This window comes from Actinomadura gamaensis (assembly GCF_042652125.1).
In the GTDB taxonomy this organism is placed as follows: domain Bacteria; phylum Actinomycetota; class Actinomycetes; order Streptosporangiales; family Streptosporangiaceae; genus Spirillospora; species Spirillospora gamaensis.
Genome location: NZ_JBHSIT010000006.1, coordinates 292,845 through 312,630, shown reverse-complemented (window position 1 = coordinate 312,630; position 19,786 = coordinate 292,845). Strand labels below are relative to the sequence as shown.

The 19,786-nt window shown below is 74.0% G+C and carries 16 protein-coding genes; 6 read left to right on the top strand and 10 right to left on the bottom strand.

The genetic code is table 11. From position 1 onward, the window contains the following. Positions 1-162 precede the first annotated feature (162 nt). Together ACFPCY_RS21845 and ACFPCY_RS21840 are read right to left on the bottom strand one after the other, a co-directional pair. Positions 163-1,089 (bottom strand): Ppx/GppA family phosphatase, encoded by a 927-nt coding sequence (locus ACFPCY_RS21845; protein ID WP_378257932.1) that lies wholly within the window; start codon positions 1,087-1,089, stop codon positions 163-165. Positions 1,090-1,126: 37 nt separating this feature from the next. Beyond that, complete coding sequence (locus tag ACFPCY_RS21840) at positions 1,127-1,621, bottom strand: LURP-one-related/scramblase family protein (protein ID WP_378257931.1); 495 nt, start codon at positions 1,619-1,621, stop codon at positions 1,127-1,129. A 60-nt stretch (positions 1,622-1,681) separates the two neighbouring features. Here ACFPCY_RS21840 and ACFPCY_RS21835 point away from each other — a divergent pair, with 60 nt between their 5' ends. Continuing rightward, positions 1,682-2,155 carry a PH domain-containing protein gene (locus ACFPCY_RS21835; protein WP_378257930.1) on the top strand — a complete coding sequence of 158 codons (474 nt, stop codon included), beginning with the start codon at positions 1,682-1,684 and terminating at the stop codon, positions 2,153-2,155. Here the strand turns inward: ACFPCY_RS21835 and ACFPCY_RS21830 are convergent. The 5 genes from ACFPCY_RS21830 to ACFPCY_RS21810 form a co-directional block, all read right to left on the bottom strand. After that, positions 2,122-3,024, bottom strand: coding sequence for a ribokinase (locus ACFPCY_RS21830; protein WP_378257928.1), 903 nt, complete (start codon positions 3,022-3,024; stop codon positions 2,122-2,124). The two genes, ACFPCY_RS21835 and ACFPCY_RS21830, sit on opposite strands and share 34 nt — an antisense overlap. A 39-nt stretch (positions 3,025-3,063) precedes the next feature. Then, positions 3,064-5,007: an ABC transporter permease/substrate-binding protein gene (locus tag ACFPCY_RS21825; protein WP_378257926.1), complete on the bottom strand. Its 1,944-nt coding sequence runs from the start codon at positions 5,005-5,007 to the stop codon at positions 3,064-3,066. Continuing rightward, positions 5,004-6,530, bottom strand: a complete 1,527-nt coding sequence (locus tag ACFPCY_RS21820; protein ID WP_378257924.1) for a sugar ABC transporter ATP-binding protein — start codon at positions 6,528-6,530, stop codon at positions 5,004-5,006. The genes ACFPCY_RS21825 and ACFPCY_RS21820 overlap by 4 nt, the downstream gene beginning before the upstream one ends. Continuing rightward, positions 6,527-7,627: a LacI family DNA-binding transcriptional regulator gene (locus ACFPCY_RS21815; RefSeq protein WP_378257922.1), complete on the bottom strand. Its 1,101-nt coding sequence runs from the start codon at positions 7,625-7,627 to the stop codon at positions 6,527-6,529. Before ACFPCY_RS21815 ends, ACFPCY_RS21820 begins: the two co-directional genes overlap by 4 nt. Positions 7,628-7,737: 110 nt before the next feature. Beyond that, positions 7,738-8,829, bottom strand: coding sequence for a LuxR C-terminal-related transcriptional regulator (locus ACFPCY_RS21810; RefSeq protein WP_378257920.1), 1,092 nt, complete (start codon positions 8,827-8,829; stop codon positions 7,738-7,740). Positions 8,830-8,978: 149 nt separating this feature from the next. Here ACFPCY_RS21810 and ACFPCY_RS21805 point away from each other — a divergent pair, with 149 nt between their 5' ends. Beyond that, positions 8,979-10,427, top strand: coding sequence for an FAD/NAD(P)-binding protein (locus tag ACFPCY_RS21805; RefSeq protein ID WP_378257918.1), 1,449 nt, complete (start codon positions 8,979-8,981; stop codon positions 10,425-10,427). Here ACFPCY_RS21805 and ACFPCY_RS21800 read toward each other — a convergent pair. Next, on the bottom strand, positions 10,414-10,626 hold the full coding sequence (locus tag ACFPCY_RS21800) for a hypothetical protein (RefSeq protein WP_378257916.1): 213 nt from the start codon (positions 10,624-10,626) through the stop codon (positions 10,414-10,416). The genes ACFPCY_RS21805 and ACFPCY_RS21800 overlap by 14 nt on opposite strands. Positions 10,627-10,727: 101 nt before the next feature. Between ACFPCY_RS21800 and ACFPCY_RS21795 the strand changes: the two genes are divergently transcribed. Further along, positions 10,728-11,357, top strand: coding sequence for a GNAT family N-acetyltransferase (locus tag ACFPCY_RS21795; RefSeq protein ID WP_378257915.1), 630 nt, complete (start codon positions 10,728-10,730; stop codon positions 11,355-11,357). On the opposite strand, the gene ACFPCY_RS21790 is transcribed toward ACFPCY_RS21795, so the two are convergent. Together ACFPCY_RS21790 and ACFPCY_RS21785 are read right to left on the bottom strand one after the other, a co-directional pair. Beyond that, positions 11,354-12,499 carry a glycerophosphodiester phosphodiesterase gene (locus tag ACFPCY_RS21790; RefSeq protein WP_378257914.1) on the bottom strand — a complete coding sequence of 382 codons (1,146 nt, stop codon included), beginning with the start codon at positions 12,497-12,499 and terminating at the stop codon, positions 11,354-11,356. The genes ACFPCY_RS21795 and ACFPCY_RS21790 overlap by 4 nt on opposite strands. Positions 12,500-12,779: 280 nt before the next feature. Beyond that, positions 12,780-13,574 (bottom strand): aldo/keto reductase, encoded by a 795-nt coding sequence (locus ACFPCY_RS21785; RefSeq protein WP_378258440.1) that lies wholly within the window; start codon positions 13,572-13,574, stop codon positions 12,780-12,782. 202 nt (positions 13,575-13,776) lie between these two features. Between ACFPCY_RS21785 and ACFPCY_RS21780 the strand changes: the two genes are divergently transcribed. From ACFPCY_RS21780 to ACFPCY_RS21770, 3 genes are all read left to right on the top strand, one after another. Then, positions 13,777-15,216 (top strand): cytochrome P450, encoded by a 1,440-nt coding sequence (locus tag ACFPCY_RS21780; protein WP_378257912.1) that lies wholly within the window; start codon positions 13,777-13,779, stop codon positions 15,214-15,216. Between the two features lie 223 nt (positions 15,217-15,439). Next, on the top strand, positions 15,440-18,418 hold the full coding sequence (locus ACFPCY_RS21775; RefSeq protein ID WP_378257910.1) for a helix-turn-helix transcriptional regulator: 2,979 nt from the start codon (positions 15,440-15,442) through the stop codon (positions 18,416-18,418). A gap of 266 nt (positions 18,419-18,684) precedes the next feature. After that, entirely contained in the window at positions 18,685-19,782 is a 1,098-nt protein-coding gene (locus ACFPCY_RS21770; RefSeq protein ID WP_378257908.1) for an alpha/beta hydrolase, read from the top strand. The last annotated feature ends 4 nt before the right edge of the window (positions 19,783-19,786 follow it).

Sequence of the window (19,786 nt, the reverse complement as noted above, 5' to 3'; positions counted from 1 at the left end):
CGCGTTATTCAAAAGAACGGTAAAGTTCTATGGTCACAGCGATGCAGGTGGCCGGGCGAGCGCCGTCCGGATGCGGCCAGGGAATGAACCGGAGGCCCGCCGCATACGTGCGACGAGCCTCCGTGCGAGCATCGGCCCCCGGCTACCCGAGGGGCCGGCGGGTCAGCCTGTGATCATGTCCAGGCGGCGCAGGATGACGCCCTCGCGCAGCGCCCACGGGCACACCTCCAGGACGCGCAGCCCGAACAGGTCCATCGCGGCGTCCGCGATGACCGCCCCGGCGGGCAGCAGCTCGGCGCGCCGCTCGGACACGCCGGGCAGCGCGGCCCGGTCGGCGGCGGGCATCCGGGCGAGCTTGTCCACCCACTCGGTGAGGTCGGCGTGCCGCAGCGTCCGGCGCACGAACGGCCCCTCCGAGGACGGCGCGGCCCCGGTGATCCGGGCGAGCTGCCGGAACGTCTTGGACGTGGCGACCGCGTGGTCGGGCGGGCCGTAGCGGGCGATCTCCCCCACCCGGCGGGCGATCTCCGCGCGGACGTGGCGGCGCAGCTCGCGCACCCGCTCGGGGGACGGCGGGTCGCTCTCGAACCACTCGCGGGTGAGCCGGCCGACGCCGAGCGGCAGCGAGATCGCGACGTCGGGGTCCTCGTCGATGCCGGTCGCGAGCTCCAGCGAGCCGCCGCCGATGTCCATCACGTGCAGCCGCCCGGACGACCAGCCGAACCAGCGGCGCACCGCGAGGAAGGTCAGCCGCGCCTCGTCCGGGCCGGGCAGCACCTGGATGTCCACCCCGGTCGACTCGCGCAGCCGGGCGAGCACCTCGGCGCCGTTGGCGGCCTCGCGGACCGCCGAGGTCGCGAACGCGACCAGGTCCTCCACGCCCTTGTCCTCGGCGACGCGGAGCGCGTCGAGGACGAACGAGCGCAGCCGCGCCTCGCCCTCCTCGGTCAGCCGGTCGCCGTCGAGATGGGCGGCGAGCCGCATCTCCTCCTTGTGGGAGAAGGCGGGCAGGGGCCTGGCCCCCCGGTGGGCGTCCACCACGAGCAGATGCACCGTGTTGGAGCCCACGTCCAGCACACCGAGTCGCATGATGGAACGCTATAGCGACCTGCGGCCCGACACCGAATCAGTCGTCGTGTTTGTCCTCGGTGAGGGCGTCCACGCAGACCGCCACGGCGAGCACGAGCGGGACGTCGTAGCCGTCCACGATGTCCACCGCGTAGGTGTCGCGGACGCGGAACCACTTGCGCGAGATCAGCGCGACCGGCCCCTGCCCCTCGTCCCCCTCGATGCCGTACTCCTTGTCGAGCAGGTCGCCGCGCACGGTCCACTCGCCGCCGCCCTCGTGGTCCACCTTCAGGTGGTCGCGCAGCAGCGTGAAGTGCTTCTTGTGGACGGTCGCGATCTTGTCTCCGCCGCGCTCGATGACCATCGCGTCGTGCACGCTCATCAGCTTCTTGCGGATGACCGCGACGACCTCGCCCTCCCGGGTCTTCAGCTCGAACGTCTGCCGGATCCGCAGCGCCTTGCCGTCCACGAGGAAAACCTTCCGGCCGTTCTCGTCCTCGACCCAGAAATCCTCGCCGATGCCGAACACGCGGTCGCGAATGAGGAACTTCATGCCCGCCTTGCCTCCGTCCCCGCGGCGGAGGGGTTCGCCGCTACGGCTACCGTGGCGGACGTGAGTGAGGACACGCAACCCGCGGCCCGCTGGCGGGTGCCGCCCGCGCAGACCGCGCTGAAGGTCGCCGCGACGGTCGTGATCGCGGTGTCGGCGCCCTTCTACGCCACCGACGTGCAGGCCGCCTTCCTCATCGGGGTGGCGGTGGTCGGCGGAGCCGTGTTCTCGCTGCGGGACTTCCTCGCGCCGGTCCGCCTGGAGGCCGACCGCGAGGGGCTGACGGTCGTCCGGGGCTACGCGCGCAAGGTGCGGCTCGGCTGGAGCGAGGTCGTCGCCGTCCGGGTGGACGAGCGCAAGCGGCTGCTCAGCAAGACCGTCCTGCTGGAGATCGAGACCGCGGACGACCTGGTCATGCTCAGCCGCTTCGACCTGGGCGCGGACGTCCGCGACGTGGCCGAGGCGCTGGAGCGCCTCGGCCAGGCCGCACCAGAGGGCAGCGGTCAGGAGGGCAGGTCGTCGCCCTCGGCCGGGTAGGACGACTGCGCGCCCTCCCCCAGGACGGCCGCCGCGCCGACCCGGACGGCGAACCGGGCCGCCGCCTCCAGACCGTCGCCGCGCGCGAGCCGCAGGCAGAGGGCGGCGGTGAAGGCGTCCCCGGCCCCGGTCGTGTCGACCGGCTCGACCTTCGGCGACGGGACGGACCGCGCGCCGTCGCGGGTGGCGACGAGCGCGCCGTCCGCGCCGAGCGTGATCACGACGGACGTCGGGCCCAGCTCCAGCAGGGCCGCCGCCAGCGCCGCCGGGTCGTCGCTCGCCGCGTGGTCCGGCAGCAGGAACGCCGCCTCGTGCTCGTTGACCACCAGCGGGTCGCAGAGCGCGAGCAGTTCCGGCGGCACGGGCGCGGCGGGCGACAGGTTGAGCACGACGCGCGCTCCGGCGTCCGCCGCCGTCCGGGCGGCGCGCACCACGGTCGGCAGCGGGATCTCCAGCTGGAGCGAGACCACCGCCGCGCCCTCGATCACCTCGCGGGCCGCGGCGACGTCCTGCTCGGTGAGCCGGGCGTTCGCGCCCGGCGACACGATGATGCTGTTGTCGCCGTCCGGGCCGACCGTGATCAGCGCGACCCCGGACGGCCCCTCGGCGACCAGCAGGCGCGACACGTCCACCCCGGCGGCGCCGAGCGCGTCGCGCAGCAGGGCGCCGTGGCCGTCGTCGCCGGTGCGGGCGACGATGCCGACCCGGCCGCCGAGCCGTCCGGCGGCGACGGCCTGGTTGGCGCCCTTGCCGCCGGGCAGCGTGGCGAGGTCGGAGCCGAGCACCGTCTCGCCCGGTCCGGGCCGCCGGTCGACCCGGACGACCAGGTCGGCGTTCACCGACCCCACCACGACCACCTCGTGCGCCATCTGCTCCCCCTCGTTCCGCTCGGCCCCGCCCGGCACCCGTCAGCCCGAGAACTGGTCGGCGTTGGCGCGGGTCGCGACCTTCACCGGCACGGCGTTCGTCGGGTCGATCTTCTCACCCTTGGCGGCCCTGACCGCGCTCTGCACGGCCATCTGGCCGAGCAGCCTGGGCTGCTGGGCGACGGTCGCGGTGAGCGTGCTGTCCTTGACCGCCTTGATGCCGTCCGGGGTGCCGTCGAAGCCGACGACCTTGACCTGGGACCCGGCCTTGGAGCCGAGCGCCTTGATCGCGCCGAGCGCCATCTCGTCGTTCTCGGCGAACACGCCGTTCACGTCGGGGTGCGACTGGAGCAGGTTGGTCATGACGTCCAGGCCCTTGGTCCGGTCGAAGTCGGCGGGCTGCTTCGCGACGACCTGGATGCCGGGGAACTGCCTGATGCCCTCCTCGAAGCCCTGCCCGCGCTCGCGGGAGGCGGAGGTGCCCGGCTGGCCCTGGATGATCACGATCTTGCCCTTGCCGCCGAGCGAGTCGGCGAGCGCCTTCGCCGCGTCCTTGCCGCCCGCGATGTTGTCGGACGCCACGAACTGGGCCAGCTTCGCCTTGTTCACGGTGCGGTCGGCGGCGACCACGGGGATGTCGGCCCGGTTGGCGGCCTGGACGGCGGGCGCGGCGGCGTCGGAGTCGACCGGGTTGATCACGATCGCCTTCATGCCCTGGCTGCTGTAGTTCTGCACCTGGTTGACCTGCTGCGACGCGTCGTTCTGCGCGTCCTGGACGGTCAGGCTGACGCCTTCCTTCTTCGCCTCCTCCTGCGCGCCCTCCTTGAACTGCACGAAGAAGGGGTTGTTCAGCGTGGAGACCGAGAGGCCGACCTTGATGTCCTTGTTCGCGCCGCCCGCGACGCCCGAACCGGACTTGTCGCCGGTGGACGCGACGCCGACCGCGATCGCGACGACCGCCGCGAGGGCGACGATCCCGCCCGCCCACGCCTTGCGGGACGACAGGTTCAGGCCCTTGCGCCGGACGGTGTCCAGCAGGACGGCCAGGGCGATCACGACGCCGATCACGACCTGCTGCCAGAACGCCGACACCGAGAGCAGGTTCAGCCCGTTCCGCAGGACGGCGAGGATCAGCGCGCCGACGAGGGTGCCGAACGCGCGGCCCTTGCCGCCCGCGAGGCTCGCGCCGCCGATGACGACGGCGGCGATGGCGTCCAGCTCGTAGCCGTTGGCGGCCTGCGGCTGCGCCGAGGCCAGCCGGGAGGCGAGCACGACGCCCGCGACGGCCGCGAACGCGCCGGACAGCGCGTAGGTGACCAGCTTCTGCCGGTCCACCCGGATGCCGGACAGCCGCGCGGCCTCCTCGTTGCCGCCGATCGCGTACATCGCGCGGCCCGAGTAGGTGCGGGCGAGGACGACGGCGGTGACCACGCCCATCGCCAGCATGACGAGCACGGGCACCGGCAGGTACTTGCCGATCGTGTCGCCGAGGTGGGTGACGGCGGACGGCAGCGGGATCGGGCTGCCGTTGGAGATCACCAGCGCCAGGCCGCGCGCCACGCCGAGCATGGCGAGCGTCGCGATGAACGGCGGCAGCTGCCCGTAGGTGATCAGCAGGCCGTTCACGAGCCCGGCGGCGATGCCGACGAGGATCGCCAGCACCAGCGCCACGGGCCACGGGACGCCGTGGTCGGTGGCCGTCCAGGCGAGGACGACCGCCGAGAGCGCGGCGACCGCGCCGACCGACAGGTCGATGCCGCCGGTGACGATGACGAAGGTGACGCCGAACGCGAGGATGGCGGTCACGGCCGCCTGCACGCCCACGTTCAGCAGGTTGGTGACGGTCAGGAAGTCGCCCGACATCAGCGCCAGGACGACGACCAGCACGATCAGCCCGGCCAGCGCCCCGTTCTCCCCGAGGAACCGCCGGACGGTGCTCAGCGTGCCGTTGCTCTGCCGCGCCTCGCGCGGCGTGGTGGTGCTCATGATCGCAGGTCCTTCTCGGAGTTCTCGGGGGCGCCCGCCACGGCGAGCGCCATCACCGCGTCCTGGGTGGCGTCGGCCGCGGGCAGCTCGCCCGCGATCCGGCCGCGCGCCATCACCAGCACCCGGTCGCTCATCCCCAGCACCTCGGGCAGGTCGCTGGAGATCATCAGGACGGCCCGGCCGGCCGCGGTGAGCCGGTTGACCAGCTGGTAGATCTCGACCTTGGCGCCGACGTCCACGCCGCGGGTCGGCTCGTCCAGGACGAGCACCCGGGCGTCGGCGAGCAGCCACTTGCCGATCACGACCTTCTGCTGGTTGCCGCCCGACAGGGTGCGGACCTCCTGGCCGAGGCCGCTCATCCGCACGCCGAGCCGGTCGGCCATTCCCGCGGCTTCCGCGCGGTGCTTGGAGCGATCCACGAGACCGCCGCGGCTGTCCGCGCCGAGCGTGACCAGGCCGAGGTTCTCGCCGACGTCCGCGCCGAGCACCAGGCCCTGGCCCTTGCGGTCCTCGGGGACCAGGCCGAGCCCGGCCTCCCGCGCCGCGTGCACCGACCCGGGCGGCAGCCGCCGCCCGTCCACGATCACCTCGCCGGTGTCGTAGCGGTCCGCGCCGAACACCGCCCGCGCGACCTCGGTGCGGCCCGCGCCGACGAGCCCGGCGAGGCCGACGACCTCGCCCGCCCGGACCTCGAACGACACGTCCTCGAAGACGCCCTCGCGGCCGAGGCCCTTCACCTGCAGCAGGACGGGGCCGGGCTCGGTCCGCTCGCGCGGGTACTGCTGCTCGATCGAGCGGCCGACCATCAGCCGGACCAGCTCCCGCTCGGGCGTGTCCGCCGGGACCTCGCCGACCGAGCGGCCGTCGCGCAGCACCGTCACCCGGTCCCCGACGCGCGGGATCTCCTCCAGGTGGTGGGTGATGAACACGACCGCGACGCCCTGCCCGCGCAGGCCGGACACGATCTCGAACAGCCGGTCCACCTCGCCCGTGGTGAGCACGGCGGTCGGCTCGTCCATGATCAGGATGCGCGCGTCCAGGCCGAGCGCCTTGGCGATCTCGACCATCTGCGCGCGGGCGATGCCGAGGTCGCCCATCCGGGCGGTCGGCTCGACGTCCACGCCGACGCGGGCGAGCAGCTCGCGCGCCCGCGCGTTCATCGCGCGCTTGTCGACCAGCCCGAACCGGCGCGGCTGGCGGCCGAGGAACAGGTTCTCGGCGACGGTCAGCTCGGGGACGAGGTTGAACTCCTGGTAGATGGTCGCGATGCCGAGGTCCGCGGCGTCCTGCGCCGAGCGGATCTGCACGGCCTCGCCGTCCACCTCGATCGTGCCCTCGTCCGGGCGGTGCGCGCCGGACAGCGTCTTGATCAGCGTGCTCTTCCCGGCCCCGTTCTCGCCGAGCAGCACGTGGACCTCGCCCGGACGCAGGTCGAAGTCGACCCCGTCCAGCGCCTGCACGCCCGGGAAGCCCTTGCGCAGGCCCCGCACGCGCAGGATCTCTCCGGATCTCCCGGTGCTCATGCGGTCACGCTCCCTTCGTCGTTCGTTCCGTCCCCGTGGACCGCGTCCGGGCGCCGCGCGCCCGGTCTCCTCCGGCCCGGCGGCCCCTCCGCGCGCGGCTCGCCGCACGACCCGCGGACGATCAGCCGCGCCCGCAGCGTCACCGCCTCGACCTCCCGCCCGGCCACCCGGTCGGCGAGCGCGCGCACGGCGCGCCGGCCGAGCTCCTGGACGGGCTGGGCGATCGCGGTCAGCGGCGGGTCGAGGTGGAGGAACCAGGGGACGTCGTCGTAGGAGGCGAGCGCGACGTCCGCCGGGATGGACAGCCCGCGCGCGTGGATCTCGTCCAGCGCGCCGAGGGCCATCAGGTTGTCCCCGGCGACCACGGCGTCGGGGGGCTCGGGGAGGTCGAGCAGGCGGGCGAGCGCCGCGCGCCCGCTGGCCGCCTGGAAGTCACCGGCCTCCAGGTACTCGGGCCGCACCTCCAGCCCCCGCCGCGCGAGGGCGCAGGCGAACGCGTCGGTACGCTCGCGGCCGGTGGAAAGGATCGCCGGCCCGGACACGAACGCCAGGCGGCGGCGTCCGAGCGCCACCAGGTGCGCCACGAGCTCGTCGATGGCGTCCGCGCCGTCCGCCCGGACGGTCGGGACGTCGAGGCCGGGCAGCGTGCGGTCCAGGAACACCACCGGCGTCCCTGACTCGACGGTGTCGCGCACCAGCGGCGTCACCTCGGCGGTCGGGCACAGCAGGAGGCCGTCCACGCGGCGTTCCAGCAGGGTCCGCACGTAGTCGTCCTGGCGGTCCGGCCGCTCGTCGGCGTTGCCGATCACGACCGCGTACCCGGCGGTGCGCGCCTCGTCCTCGACGGCGCGCGCCAGCTCGGTGAAGAACGGGTTGAGGATGTCGCCGATGACCAGCCCGATCGTGCCGGTCGCGTCGGTGCGCAGCGACCGCGCCACGGCGTTGCGCCGGTAGCCGAGCCGCTCGACCGCCGCCAGCACGCGGGCGCGGCTCTCCGCCGAGACGGTCGCGCTGTCGTTCAGCACCCGCGAGACCGTGGCCACCGACACGCCCGCCAGCCGCGCCACGTCCTTGACGCTCGCCTTGCCCGGGGCCATGCCCGCACCCCCTTCCGGAAGCCCTCGATGTAATCGTTTACATCTGCTGGTGTAAACGATTACACCATCTCCCTTCTTCCCGCCAACCCCAGAGATCTACCTGCGGCCCGTCAGCGGCCGGTGGCCGGCCAGTACCGCTCCGCGAACAGCCGCGCGACGAGCTCGCCGCGGCTGGACACGCCGACCTTCGCGAACACCGCCTTCAGATGGCCGCGGACGGTGTGCGGCGAGATCGTCAGCGCGGCGGCGATCGGCCCGGTCGGCAGCCCGCGCGCGACGAGCTGAGCGATCTCCAGCTCGCGCGGGGTCAGCCCGTACGCCTCGGCGACCAGGACGCCGAGGTCGGCGGCGGACGCTGGCTCGATCACCAGCGCGACCGGGCCGGGCGCGCCGTCCGGGCCGTCCAGGCAGGACGCGTGGCACACCAGCCAGCGGCCGTCCTCGGTGCGCACGCGCGTGCGCGCGCCGCCGTGGTCGCGGCCCCGCGCGACGGCCCGAGCCTGGAGCGCCGCGCCGACCGCCCAGATCGGCAGCCGCAGGCCGAGGCGGGACGGCACGAGCGGCCCGTCCGGCAGCGCCTCCAGGTAGGCGCGCGCCTCCGCGTTGGCCGACGTCGCCTCGCCGCGCTCGTCGAACAGCACCAGCCCCGGCCCGACGCCCTCCGTCGCGCCGGACGAGCCGGACGGACGGGCGAACCGGCGAAGCCGCTTCGCCAGCGGCGTGGAGAGCGCCGCGAGCAGGTCCACGTCGGACGGGTCGAACGCCGCGGCGCCACGACCCGTCCGGAACAGGCTGACCAGGCCCCACGGACGGTCGCCGATCCGGAGCACCGCGCGCAGCTCGTCGTGGACCCCCTGGTCGCCGAGCACCCGGCGGAAGCGCGAGCTGCGCGCGGGCGCGCCGCCGGTCGCGGCCCGCAGCCCGGCCGCCGGGACGTCCGAGCGCGCGAGATCGCGGAACGGCAGGACGTTCTCCTCCAGCAGCTCGCTCTCCCAGTAGGCGGCGCAGCGGTCGCCCCCGCCGAGGCCCTCCACGAGCATCGGGGCGGTGACGAGGCCGGTCTCGGGGTCGCTGGCCGTCCAGACGGCGGCGTCGAAGCCCAGCAGCGGGCGCAGCCGGGACGAGGCGCGCCCGAACAGGTCGAGCGGATCGGCGGCGCGTTCGGCCGCCGCGAGGACGGCGGCGCCCGGATCGGACGGCATGGTGATCACTCTGCCCGGCCCGGCGCCCGGCCGCCATCCCCCGAACGAGGGGGTGCCGGGCGGACGGAACACCGCGAACGGGGCGTGCCGTTCCGGCGCGGCGACCGCGAGACTCGGAGCCGATCCGAGCGAGGCTGAGAGGAACGACCATGCGAATCGCGATCATCGGAGCCGGGCCGGCGGCCGTCGGGCTGCTCGACGCGCTGGCGCGGGCCGGCGCCGACGCCGGCGTCGGCGTCGGCGTCGGCGCCGAGCACGAGGTGACGGTGTTCGACCCGGCGCCGTACCCGTGGCGGGGCCGTCCGTACGCGCCCGACATGGACAGCGTCCTGGTAAACGTGCCGCCCGCGCTGATGTCGCTGCGGCACGACGACGGCGGGCATTACGCGGACTGGCTGGGCGAGCGCGGCGCGGGCTTCTTCGACCCGCTCCTGGGCGCGCCGCTGGTCCCGCGCGGCCGTTACGGCGAGTACCTGGAGGAGACGGCCGAGAAGGCGCTGGCGGGCGGGAACGTTCGGCTGGTGCCCGAGCGGGTCGTCGGCGCGTCGCGCGACCTGCTGATCCGCACGGCGGACGGGCACGAGCACCGGGCCGACCGGATCGTGCTGTGCGTCGGGTCCGGAACCCCCGCCGACCCCTACGGGCTGGACGGCGCCCCCGGCTACATCGGCGATCCGTACCCGCTGGCCCGGACGCTGGAGGACGTTCCCCGCGACGCCTCCGTACTGATCATCGGGAGCCGGCTGACCGCCGTGGACGTGGCCGTGTCGCTCGCCGCGCGCGGGCACGGCGGGCCGATCTCGCTGGCGTCCCGCGGCGGCATGCTCCCCCACGTCTGGCAGCGGCCGAACGGCCCGGACGGATATCGGCCGCAGTTCCTCACCACCGACGCCGTCAGGGCGATGGGCCCCGACGTCACGCTCGCGAAGATTTACGATCTGCTGTGCGCCGAGCTGGACGCGCTCGGCGAGGACATCGCCGAGATCGAGGCCGACCTGCGCGGGGCCGCGACCGAGGATCCGGCCGTCCGGCTGCGCCGCCAGGTCGAGCTGGTGAACACGCCCGCGCAGGCCCGGCGGCTGCTCCAGCAGGCGTGCCACACCGTCATGCCGCTCGCCTGGCCGCTGCTGCCGGAGGCGGACCGGGAGACGCTGCGACGGCATTCGCGGCTCGCGGTCTCGCTGGCGTCTCCGATGGTCCCGGTCAACGGCGTCCGCATGCTGGAGCTGTTCGAATCTGGGCAGCTCGACTCCCTGAGCGGCGTCCGGTCGATCGTGGGCGCGGCGAGCGGTTTCGAGGTCGGCTGGGACGGCGGGACCCGGCGCGCGGACATCGTCGTGAACGCGGTGAACCCGCCGCCCGGCTCCGTCCCGCACGCCGCCGTCGAACTGGTCGATGGGCTGCTGCGCGAAGGCCTCGCGGCACGCCACCCGGACGGCGGGATCGTGCCGTCCGATCCGCGCGTGCACGTGGTGGGCGACCTGCACGGCGGGCGGCCGTTCCTGACCTCGGGGATCCCGGAAGTGGTGGGCGCGGCGGCGCGGACGGCCCGGGCGCTCACGCGCGAGTGGGCCGCCCCGTCGCTCACGCGGGCGTGAGCGAGGCGAGATCGACGCATTCGGACAGGTCCGCGACGGTCGCGTACCAGCCCCGGCCGACCGGCCGTCCTTCGCGGGTCACCAGGAAGGCCGAGTCGGCGTCGGCCGGGACGCCCGCGAAGTCGGCCCACACCCGGTGCGAGCCGTCCAGCGGGACGGCCGTCACGCGCAGGCCGTCCGGGCCCGTCCATTCCTCCATGCACTCCAGGTTACCGATCCACCACATAGTGTTATCTATCGGGGGTTGACCGGACCGCGCGGGCCGGTCGATGATCGGCGGATCCATTCGGGAGGTTCGCCATGGCGGGTCCGGAAGCGTCGCCCTCGGCGAGGGTGGCGACGGCGTCCGACGTCGATCGGATCGCGGCCGTCCTCGCGCGGGCGTTCGAGGACGACCCGGTGTGGAGCTGGATCCTGCCGGACGAGGCGTCCCGGCCCCGGCGGCTCGCGGCGGCCTTCGCGATCCTGCTCCGCGAGGTCCATCTTCGGCACGGGGCGAGCGAGCACTCCGGACGGTTCGACGACATCGAGTCCGCCGCGCTGTGGGATCCGCCCGGCGCGTGGCGGCTGCCGCTGGCGACGCAGGCGAGGCAGCTCGTCCCGTTCGTCCGCGCGTTCGGCACGCGCCTGCCGGCCGCGCTGCGCGCGCTCGGACGCATCGAGCGCCACCACCCGAAAGAGCCGCACTGGTACCTGGCGTACCTCGGGACCGACCCGCAGGCGCAGGGCAACGGCCTCGGGTCGGTCCTGCTGCGCTCGCGGCTCGACCGGTGCGACGAGGCCGGGACGCCCGCCTACCTGGAGTCGTCCAAGGAGAGCAACGTCCCGTACTACGAGCGGTTCGGGTTCCGGGTGACGCGGGAGCTCCGGCTGCCCGGCGACGGGGCCCCGCCGGTGTGGCTCATGTGGCGGGACCCCGGGGCCGGTTAGGAGCGCTCGCCCAGGAAGTCCTGCCGGGCGCGGAAGGCGGTGTCGGAGTTGTCGCTGAACATGCCGTCGATGCCGGCCTTGAAGTACGCGCCGTACTCCTTGAACACCTGCCCGTAGTCCCCCGGCGCGGTGCCGTTGCGCAGGTCGGTCGGCAGGAACTGGTTCTCGTTGCGGAAGGTGTACGGGACGACCTTGAGCCCGGCGCGGTGCGCGTCGGCGACGAGCGGCGCGGGCGTGCCGAGCGAGCCGTCCGGCTTCGGCGGGATGACCAGGGTCTTCTCCGGTCCGATCCAGTCGGCGTAGGCGCGGACGGTCTTCAGCCCGGCGGGCGTGGTCATGTCCGCGAAGGTCGGGCCGTGCCCGGTCGCCGTCGTGTCGTAGGGCGAGCCGGAGTTCGAGACGCACTGCAGGACGGTCACGTGCGGCAGCGCCTTGTGCAGCAGCCGGAGGCTGGACGGCTCGAACGACTGGACGACCGTCCGGCCGCCCCGGTCGAAGCCGTTGCGCTTGAGCGTGGCGACGAGCCTGTCCTCCAGCGGCAGCCCGATCGAGCGGAAGTAGGTCGGGTGCTTGGTCTCCGGAACGATCCCGATCTTCCGGTGGTACTCGCGGGTGAACCGCTTGGCCAGGTCGATGACCTCCTGGAGGGTCAGCACCCGGTAGCGGCCGTTGTAGAGGGTGTTGTGCTGCCGGATCGCGGGCAGCCGCTCGGCGGCGTGCAGCGTCTTCAGCTCGGCGAGGGTGAAGTCCTCGGTGAACCAGCCGGTGATCTTCGTGCCGTCCACCGTCTTGGTGGTCTTCCGGCTCGCGAACTCGGGGTGCGCGGCGACGTCGGTCGTGCCGCCGATCTCGTTCTCGTGCCGCACGACGAGCTGGCCGTCCTTGGTGGGGACGAGGTCGGGCTCGATGAAGTCCGCGCCCATCCGCACGGCGAGCTCGTAGGAGCCCTCGGTGTGCTCGGGACGGTAGCCGGGCGCGCCCCGGTGCCCGATGATCAGCGGGCCGCGGACGGCGGTGAGGGCGGGCTCGGCCTGCGCGGACGGGGCGGGCGCCGGCGACGCGGACGGCAGGACGGCGACCGCGATGGCGGTCGCCGGGGCCAGCACGGCCACCGCGGCGAAAGCTCGGGCTCGACGGATCATCGGGGCGGACTCCCTTCGAGGGATGTGAGGGTCGTCCGGAACGTACCGGCCGGACGGTGCCCCGGCCGGGGACCGGCCGGTGACGGCCCGGCCAACCTTGGCCGCCCGCCCGATGAACGCGCGCGGGAACGCCGAGCCAACGGCGGACGGGAACGCGGAACCAACGGCGGGCGGGAACGCGGAGCCAACGGCGGGCGGGAACGCCGAGGCAGCGGCGGGCGGGGACGCGGAACGCCCCGTCCCGGACGGAGCCGGGCGGGGCGGCACACGAATCGGGTTCTCAGCCCATCCACTCGAAGGTCGCCGGGTCCGGGCCGATGCGCTGGTCCGCGTTCATCCCGGCGATCGCGTCCATGTCCTCGGCGGTCAGCTCGAAGTCGAACACGTCGAAGTTCTCGGCGATCCGGGACGGCGTGACCGACTTCGGGATGACGATGTTGCCGAGCTGGAGGTGCCAGCGGAGCACGACCTGCGCGGCGGTCTTGCCGTGCGCCGCGCCGATCCGGGCCAGCACCGGGTCGTCCAGCAGGCCCTTGCCCTGGCCGAGCGGGCTCCACGCCTCGGTGCGGATGTCGTGCCGGGCGTGGAAGGCGCGCAGCTCGCCCTGCTGGAGGTACGGGTGCAGCTCCACCTGGTTCACGACCGGCTTGACCTCGGTCTCGGCGAACAGCCGCTCCAGCGTGCCGACGGTGAAGTTGGAGACGCCGATCGCGCGGATCCGGCCGTCGTTGTAGAGCTTCTCGAACGCCCGCCAGGTGTCCAGGTAGGTGCCGCGCGCGGGCATCGGCCAGTGGATCAGGTACAGGTCCAGCACGTCGAGCCCCAGCCGCGCCATGCTGGCGTCGAAGGCGCGCAGGGTGGAGTCGTAGCCCTGGTCGGCGTTCCACAGCTTGGTGGTGACGAACAGCTCGTCGCGGGCGATCCCGGACTCGCGCAGCGCGCGCCCGGTGCCCGTCTCGTTCTCGTACGCCTGCGCCGTGTCGATGCTGCGGTAGCCGGTCTCCAGCGCGACGCCGACGGCCTTCGCGGCCTCGTCGTCGGCGACCTGCCAGACCCCGTAGCCGAGCTGCGGCATCTCGACGCCGTTGTTGAGCCGCACGTTGGGTACGGTCACGATCCCCCCAGTTCTTTACGTGGACATCTCCCGTCGTTCTACCCGACTCCCGCACCATGCCCCGAAAGCGGGGCCGTGAAAGATGTCGGGGTTTACCACGATGTGACATGCCAGGGGCGGCGGGCACGATCGAAGCACCACCACCCCGTACAGGAGCCCCGCCATGCCCGCCAGCATGCCCGCCAGCAGACCCGCCGACAGGTCCGCGGGCAGGCCGCCCAGGAACGCGCCCCCCGGCTTCCGCCTGCCTCCCGCGGCCCAGGTCGCCTGGCTGATGGCCGATCCGCTGGGCTTCTACGAGGCGGGCCGCCGCCGGTTCGGGCCGATCTTCACCGTCCGCTATCCGGGGCTCCCGCCGGAGGTCTGCGTCGCCACCGCCGAGCTGGCCGAGGAGGTCTTCGCCACCGACGGCGGGCCGGGCCGCGCCGGCGAGATGCGGCGCGCGTTCATCGGGCCGCTCGTCGGCGAGGAGTCGCTGCTCTGCCTGGACGGCGAGCCCTGGTGGCGGCACCGCCGCCTGGTCAGCCCGCCGCTGCACGGCCGCGCGGTCGCCGCCTGGAAGGACCGGATCGCCGACATCGCCGCGGCCGAGGCGGCGCGCTGGCCGGTCGGCGCGGCCATGCCCGTCCGGCCCGCGATGGAACGCGTCACCCTCGAGGTCATCATGCGCGTGGTGTTCGGCATCGAGGACGCGCGGCGGCTCGGCGCGCTGCGCACCCTGCTCCCCCGGCTGATGCGGCTCGCCGGTTCGGCCGCGCTGGTGCGGATCCCGCCGCACGCCCGCGAACGCGCGCTGAACTCGCCGCTGCTGCTCCGCGCGGGCGCGCTGCCGACCACGCGGTACGTCCGCGTCCGGGACGAGGTGGACGCGCTCCTGTTCGACGAGATCGCCCGCCGCCGCGCCGAGTCCGGCGAGGCCGCGGCCGACGTGCTGTCCCAGCTTGTCGCCGCGCGGGACGAGGACGGCGCGCCGCTCACCGACCGGGAGGTCCGGGACGAGCTGATGACGCTGCTGGTCGCCGGGCACGAGACGACCGCGACCGCGCTGACGTGGACGGTCGAGCGGCTCGTCCGGACGCCGCGCGCGATGGACGCGCTGGTCGCCGAGCTCGCCGCCGGGACGACCGCGGCGCGCGGCGAGACGTCCTACCTGGACGCCGTCGTCAAGGAGGGGCTGCGCGCGCGTCCGGTCGTGCTCGGCGCGCCCCGGCTGCTGGACGAGGCGACGAAGATCGGCGGCTACGAGATCCCGGCGGGCTGGTACCTGTCGGCGTCGATCCCGCTCGTGCTGAGCGATCCGGAGGCGTTCCCGTCGCCGGACCGGTTCCGTCCGGAGCGGTTCCTCGCGAGCGAGTCGCCGTCCGAGGACGTCGCGCGGGCGAACCGGGCGTGGCTGCCGTTCGGCGGCGGACGCCGCTACTGCGCGGGCGCGCAGCTCGCACTCCTGGAGATGCGCGTCGTGCTCGCGGAAGTGCTACGGCGGGTGACGCTGACGGCGGCGCATCCGGAGGCCGAGAAGCGGCGGCTCAAGAACGTCACGCTCGCGCCGAGCCGATCGGGCCTGGTCATCGCCTATCCGAGGGCCGGGGCGTCCGCCGCGTGAACGCCGTGCGACACGTCCACAGGAAGATGACGACTAAGGCACGGTCCACTTCAGACTGTTGACACCCGTGCGCTGAGGACGGTTGATAGCACTGTGGCGATCGGGGGGGATCAGATCACTCTCACCGACCGTCCACTCGGTAGAGTGGCCCCCGCGATCGACGCATTCGCGACAAGAGTACCAACACGGCGTATCGACCGCCTGTCTCTGGTGGGGTGTGGACATGGATGGTCGTACGGACCAGCAGCGCGCGGAGCGCCCGCGCCCGGCCGGGCACGGTCCCGGCCGCCCGGCGGCGGGGCGGGGTCCGGACGAGCGGGATGCCGAGCCGACCGGCCAGGTCCCCCTGGTCGGACGGGCGGACGTCCTCCATCTCCTCGAGGAGAGCCTCGACCACGCGGCGGCCGGCGCGTTCCGGTTCGTCGCGCTCGCCGGCGAGCCCGGCGCGGGCAAGACCCGGCTGCTCGGTGAGCTGACCTCCGGCGCCGCCTCCCGCAAGCTCGCCGTGTCCTCCGGGCGCGCCGCCGAGTTCGAGCAGGAGATGCCGTTCGGCGCGGTCGTCGACGCCCTCGACGACCACCTGGAGGAGCACCTCCCCGACCTCGGCCCGGCGACCGTGAAACTGCTGGTCCCGGTGTTCCCCGCGCTCGCCGCCGTCGTGCAGGGCACGATGCCGACGCTGATCGGGAACACCCCCGTCGCCCGCTACCAGCTCTACCGCGCGGTGCGGCGGCTGCTGGAGCAGCTCGCCGCCGAGGACGGCCTCGTCCTGATCCTCGACGACGTGCACTGGGCCGACGAGGCGACGATCGAGCTGCTCGACTACCTCGTCCGGCATCCGCCCCGGGCGCGCGTGATGATCGCCGTGGCGTTCCGTCCGGCGCAGGCGTCGGCGCGCCTGGCCGCGCTCGTCGAGGCGTCGGTGCAGGGCGGGTGCGGGCACCGTGTCCGGGTCCGGCCACTGTCGGAGGACGAGGTCGCGCAGCTGCTCGGCCCGAACGTGACGGCCACCCGCTGCCGCGAGCTGTTCGAGGCGAGCGGCGGCAACCCGTTCTACCTGGAGGCGCTCGCCCGCAGCGGCGAGCCGCTCGCCGAGGGTCCGCAGGTCGGCGACCTGCCGCCGGCCGTCCGGGCCGCGCTGCAGATGGAGCTGACCGGCCTGTCCGCCGACGCGCTGCGCGTCGCGCAGGGCGCGGCGGTCGCCGCCGACGAGTTCGCGCCCGCGCTCGCCGCCGTCGCCGCCGAGGTGACCGAGCCGGTCGCGCTGTCCGCGCTGGACGAGCTGGTCGCGCGCGACATCGTCCGGCCGAGCGCGGAGCGGTTCCGGTTCCGGCACCCGCTGGTGCGGCACGCGGTCTACGGGTCGGCCGCGGCGGGCTGGCGGCTCGCCGCGCACGCCCGCATCGCCGCCTACCAGGCCGACATCGGCGCGCCCGCCGCCGTCCGGGCCCGGCACGTCGAGCGGTCCGGACGCGTCGGCGACCGCGCCGCGATCGCCACGCTCGTGGAGGCCGGGCGCGCGTACGCGACGCAGGCCCCGGTGACGGCCGCGCACTGGCTGAAGGCCGCGCTGCGCCTGATGCCCGAGAACGCCCCGGCCGAGGTCGGGCTCCCGTCCCGCCTCGACCTGCTGATGGAGCTGGCGCAGGTGCAGTCGGTCGGCGGCGCGCTCAGCGACGGCCGCGAGACCGCCCGGACGCTGCTGCGCCTGCTGCCCGCCGACGCCTACGAGCGGCGCGCGAAGGCCGCCCGGCTCGCCGCGCTGATGGAACGCCAGCTCGACCGCCCGCACGAGGCCCGGTCGCTGCTGCTGGACGAGCTGCGGAACATGCCCGACCCGCGCTCGCCCGCCGCGATCCCGCTGCGGATGCGGCTGGTCGCCGAGCGGACGATGCGCCTGGAGTTCCGCGCCGCGCAGGCCGTCCTGGACCTGATGCCCGACGACTCCGACGACTGGGAGCCGAGCCTGAAGGTCGCGGTCGCGGCACTGCGTCCGATGCCCGCGTTCGCGGGCGGACGGGTCGCCGACGCGCTGCGCTACGCCGAGGCCGCCGACCGGCTGCTGCACACCGCGCCGAACGAGCACCTGGCCGACTGGATGGACGCGATCGCCTGGCTGTGCTGGGCGGAGACGATGCTCGGCCGGTACCGGACCGCCGCCCGGCACTTCGAGCGGGCGCTCGACGTCGCCCGCGACACCGGCCAGCTCTACGTGGTCACCAACCTGCTCGCCGGGCTCGCCCGCTCCTACGGGACGCTCGGGAACCTGGCGCAGGCCGCGTCCGCCGCCGAGGACTCGGTGGAGGAGGCGCGGCTGGTGGCGTCCGGGCAGCAGATGGTGTTCGCGCTCACCCAGCAGAGCCTGGTCGCGACCTGGTCCGGGAGCGAGGAGACCGCGCTGCGGCACGCCGACGAGGCCGTCGCGGTCGGCGCGGGCGTCGGCGAGTGGTGGGGCTCGATGGCCCACTACGCGCGGGCGATGGCGCTGTTCGGCCTCGGCCGCCAGGACGAGGGCGTCCAGTCGGTGATGAAGGCGACCAACGGCTTCGAGTCGCCGACGCTGGACCAGCGCACGCTGCTGTCCTGCGCGGAGACGCTCGCGCAGGTCGAGGCGGGCCGCGGCCACCCGGACCTCGCGCTCCAGTGGGCCGAGCGGGCCCGGCACATGCGGCTGGAGGGCGTCGACTCCAACAACGCGCTCGCCGACCTCGCCCGCGCGCACGCGCTGCTGGGCAGCGACCCGGCCGAGGCCGCGCGCGCCGCGATCACCGCCGCCGAGGCGCTGGAGGCGGCCGGCGAGCGGATCGACGCGGGCCGGGCCCGGCTGCGCGCCGGGACGGCGTACGCCGAGGCCGGGGACCGCAAGGCCGCCCGCGACCACCTGCGGATCGCCGCCGACACGTTCCAGGCGTGCGGGGCGCGCACCCTGCACGGGCAGGCGGCCCGCGAGCAGCGCCGGGTCGGCGTCCGGGTGCCCGCGCCGGGCGGCCGGGGCTCGGGGCCGGGCGGGCTGTCCAAGCGCGAATACGAGGTGGCGTCGCTGGTCGCCGAGGGCTTCACGAACTCGCAGATCGCCGAGCGGCTCTTCGTGAGCGTCCGGACGGTCGAGACGCACCTGTCGCACATCTTCGCCAAGCTCGGCGTCACCTCGCGGGTGGGCGTCGTCAGCGCCCTGAACCGGGGCGAGCCCGGCCAGGACTGACCCGAACGCGAAACGCCGGACGCCGGACGCCGGGACGCCGGGACGCCGGAGATCGGACATTCGCCCTGCGGAATGTCGCAACCGGACGGCCGCCGCCGTCGTCTCACGGAAGACGAATCCACTACGGACGAGGACGCCGCGGACCTTACCCGCACGTCGTGTCAGTGACGGCGGGACGGACCGTCCGGAACAAGTCAGGGTTTCCCACGATGCCGCCGGTGAGGGGCCGGCCGCATCATTCTTGCGGGGCGAACACGGAGGCGAGGATGACACAGACGACGATTCCGAGACGGACGCTGGAAGGCGTCAGGGACGCCGGCGTCACGGTGTACCCGTTCGCGACCGAGGACGGCCTCGGGCTGGAGCTCACCCGGTTCGAGCGCGCCGAGTGCGACGACGTCGTGCTGCTGGTCCACGGCCTCACCTCGGCCAGCGACGTGTTCATCATGCCGGAGCACCAGAACCTGGCCTCCCACCTGCTGGACGCCGGGTTCACCGACGTGTGGGCGCTGGACTTCCGGATGAGCGGCCGGTTCCCCTACGACACCGAGACGCACCGGTACACGCTCGACGACATCGCGCTCTACGACTTCCCGGCCGCGCTGGAGGTCATCCGGCGCCAGATCGGGGACCGGCGGCTGCACGTCGTGGCGCACTGCCTCGGCTCGGTGTCGTTCACGATGGCGCTGTTCGCCGGGACCGTCACCGGCATCACCAGCCTGACCTGCAACAGCGTCTCGCTCACGCCGCGGGTGCCGCGCTTCTCCAAGCTGAAGCTCGCGCTCGGGCCGTCGCTGCTGGAGTACGTCGTCGGGCTGCCGTTCATCGACCCGCGGTTCGGCCAGGCGCCCGCGTTCACGCGCGGATGGATGCTGTCGCGGCTGGTGTCGCTGTTCCACGGCGAGTGCGACGTGCGCGCCTGCCACATGCAGAGCTTCCAGTGGGGCGCGGGCAAGCCCGCGATGTACCAGCACGAGAACCTGCTGCCGGTCACGCACGACCGGGTCGCCGACATCTGCTGCGCGTCCGGGCTGAACTACTACCGGCACGTCCACAAGATGGTGAACGCCGGGCGCTCGGTGAAGTACGCGCCGGACGATCCCAAGTACGGCGGGCTGCCGACGGACTACCTCGCGAACGCCGCCGACGTCACCACGCCGCTGCTGCTGCTCGCACCGGAGAAGAACCGGGTCTTCACCGACTCGAACATCCACTTCCACAAGATCCTCGAACGGGTCGCGCCGGGCCGCCACGAGCTGGCGGTGCTGCCCGGCTACGGGCACCTCGACCCGCTCATCGGCAAGAACTCCCATCTCGACGTGTTCCCCCGCATCGTCGACTTCCTCAAGCGGCACTCCGCCTAGCCGG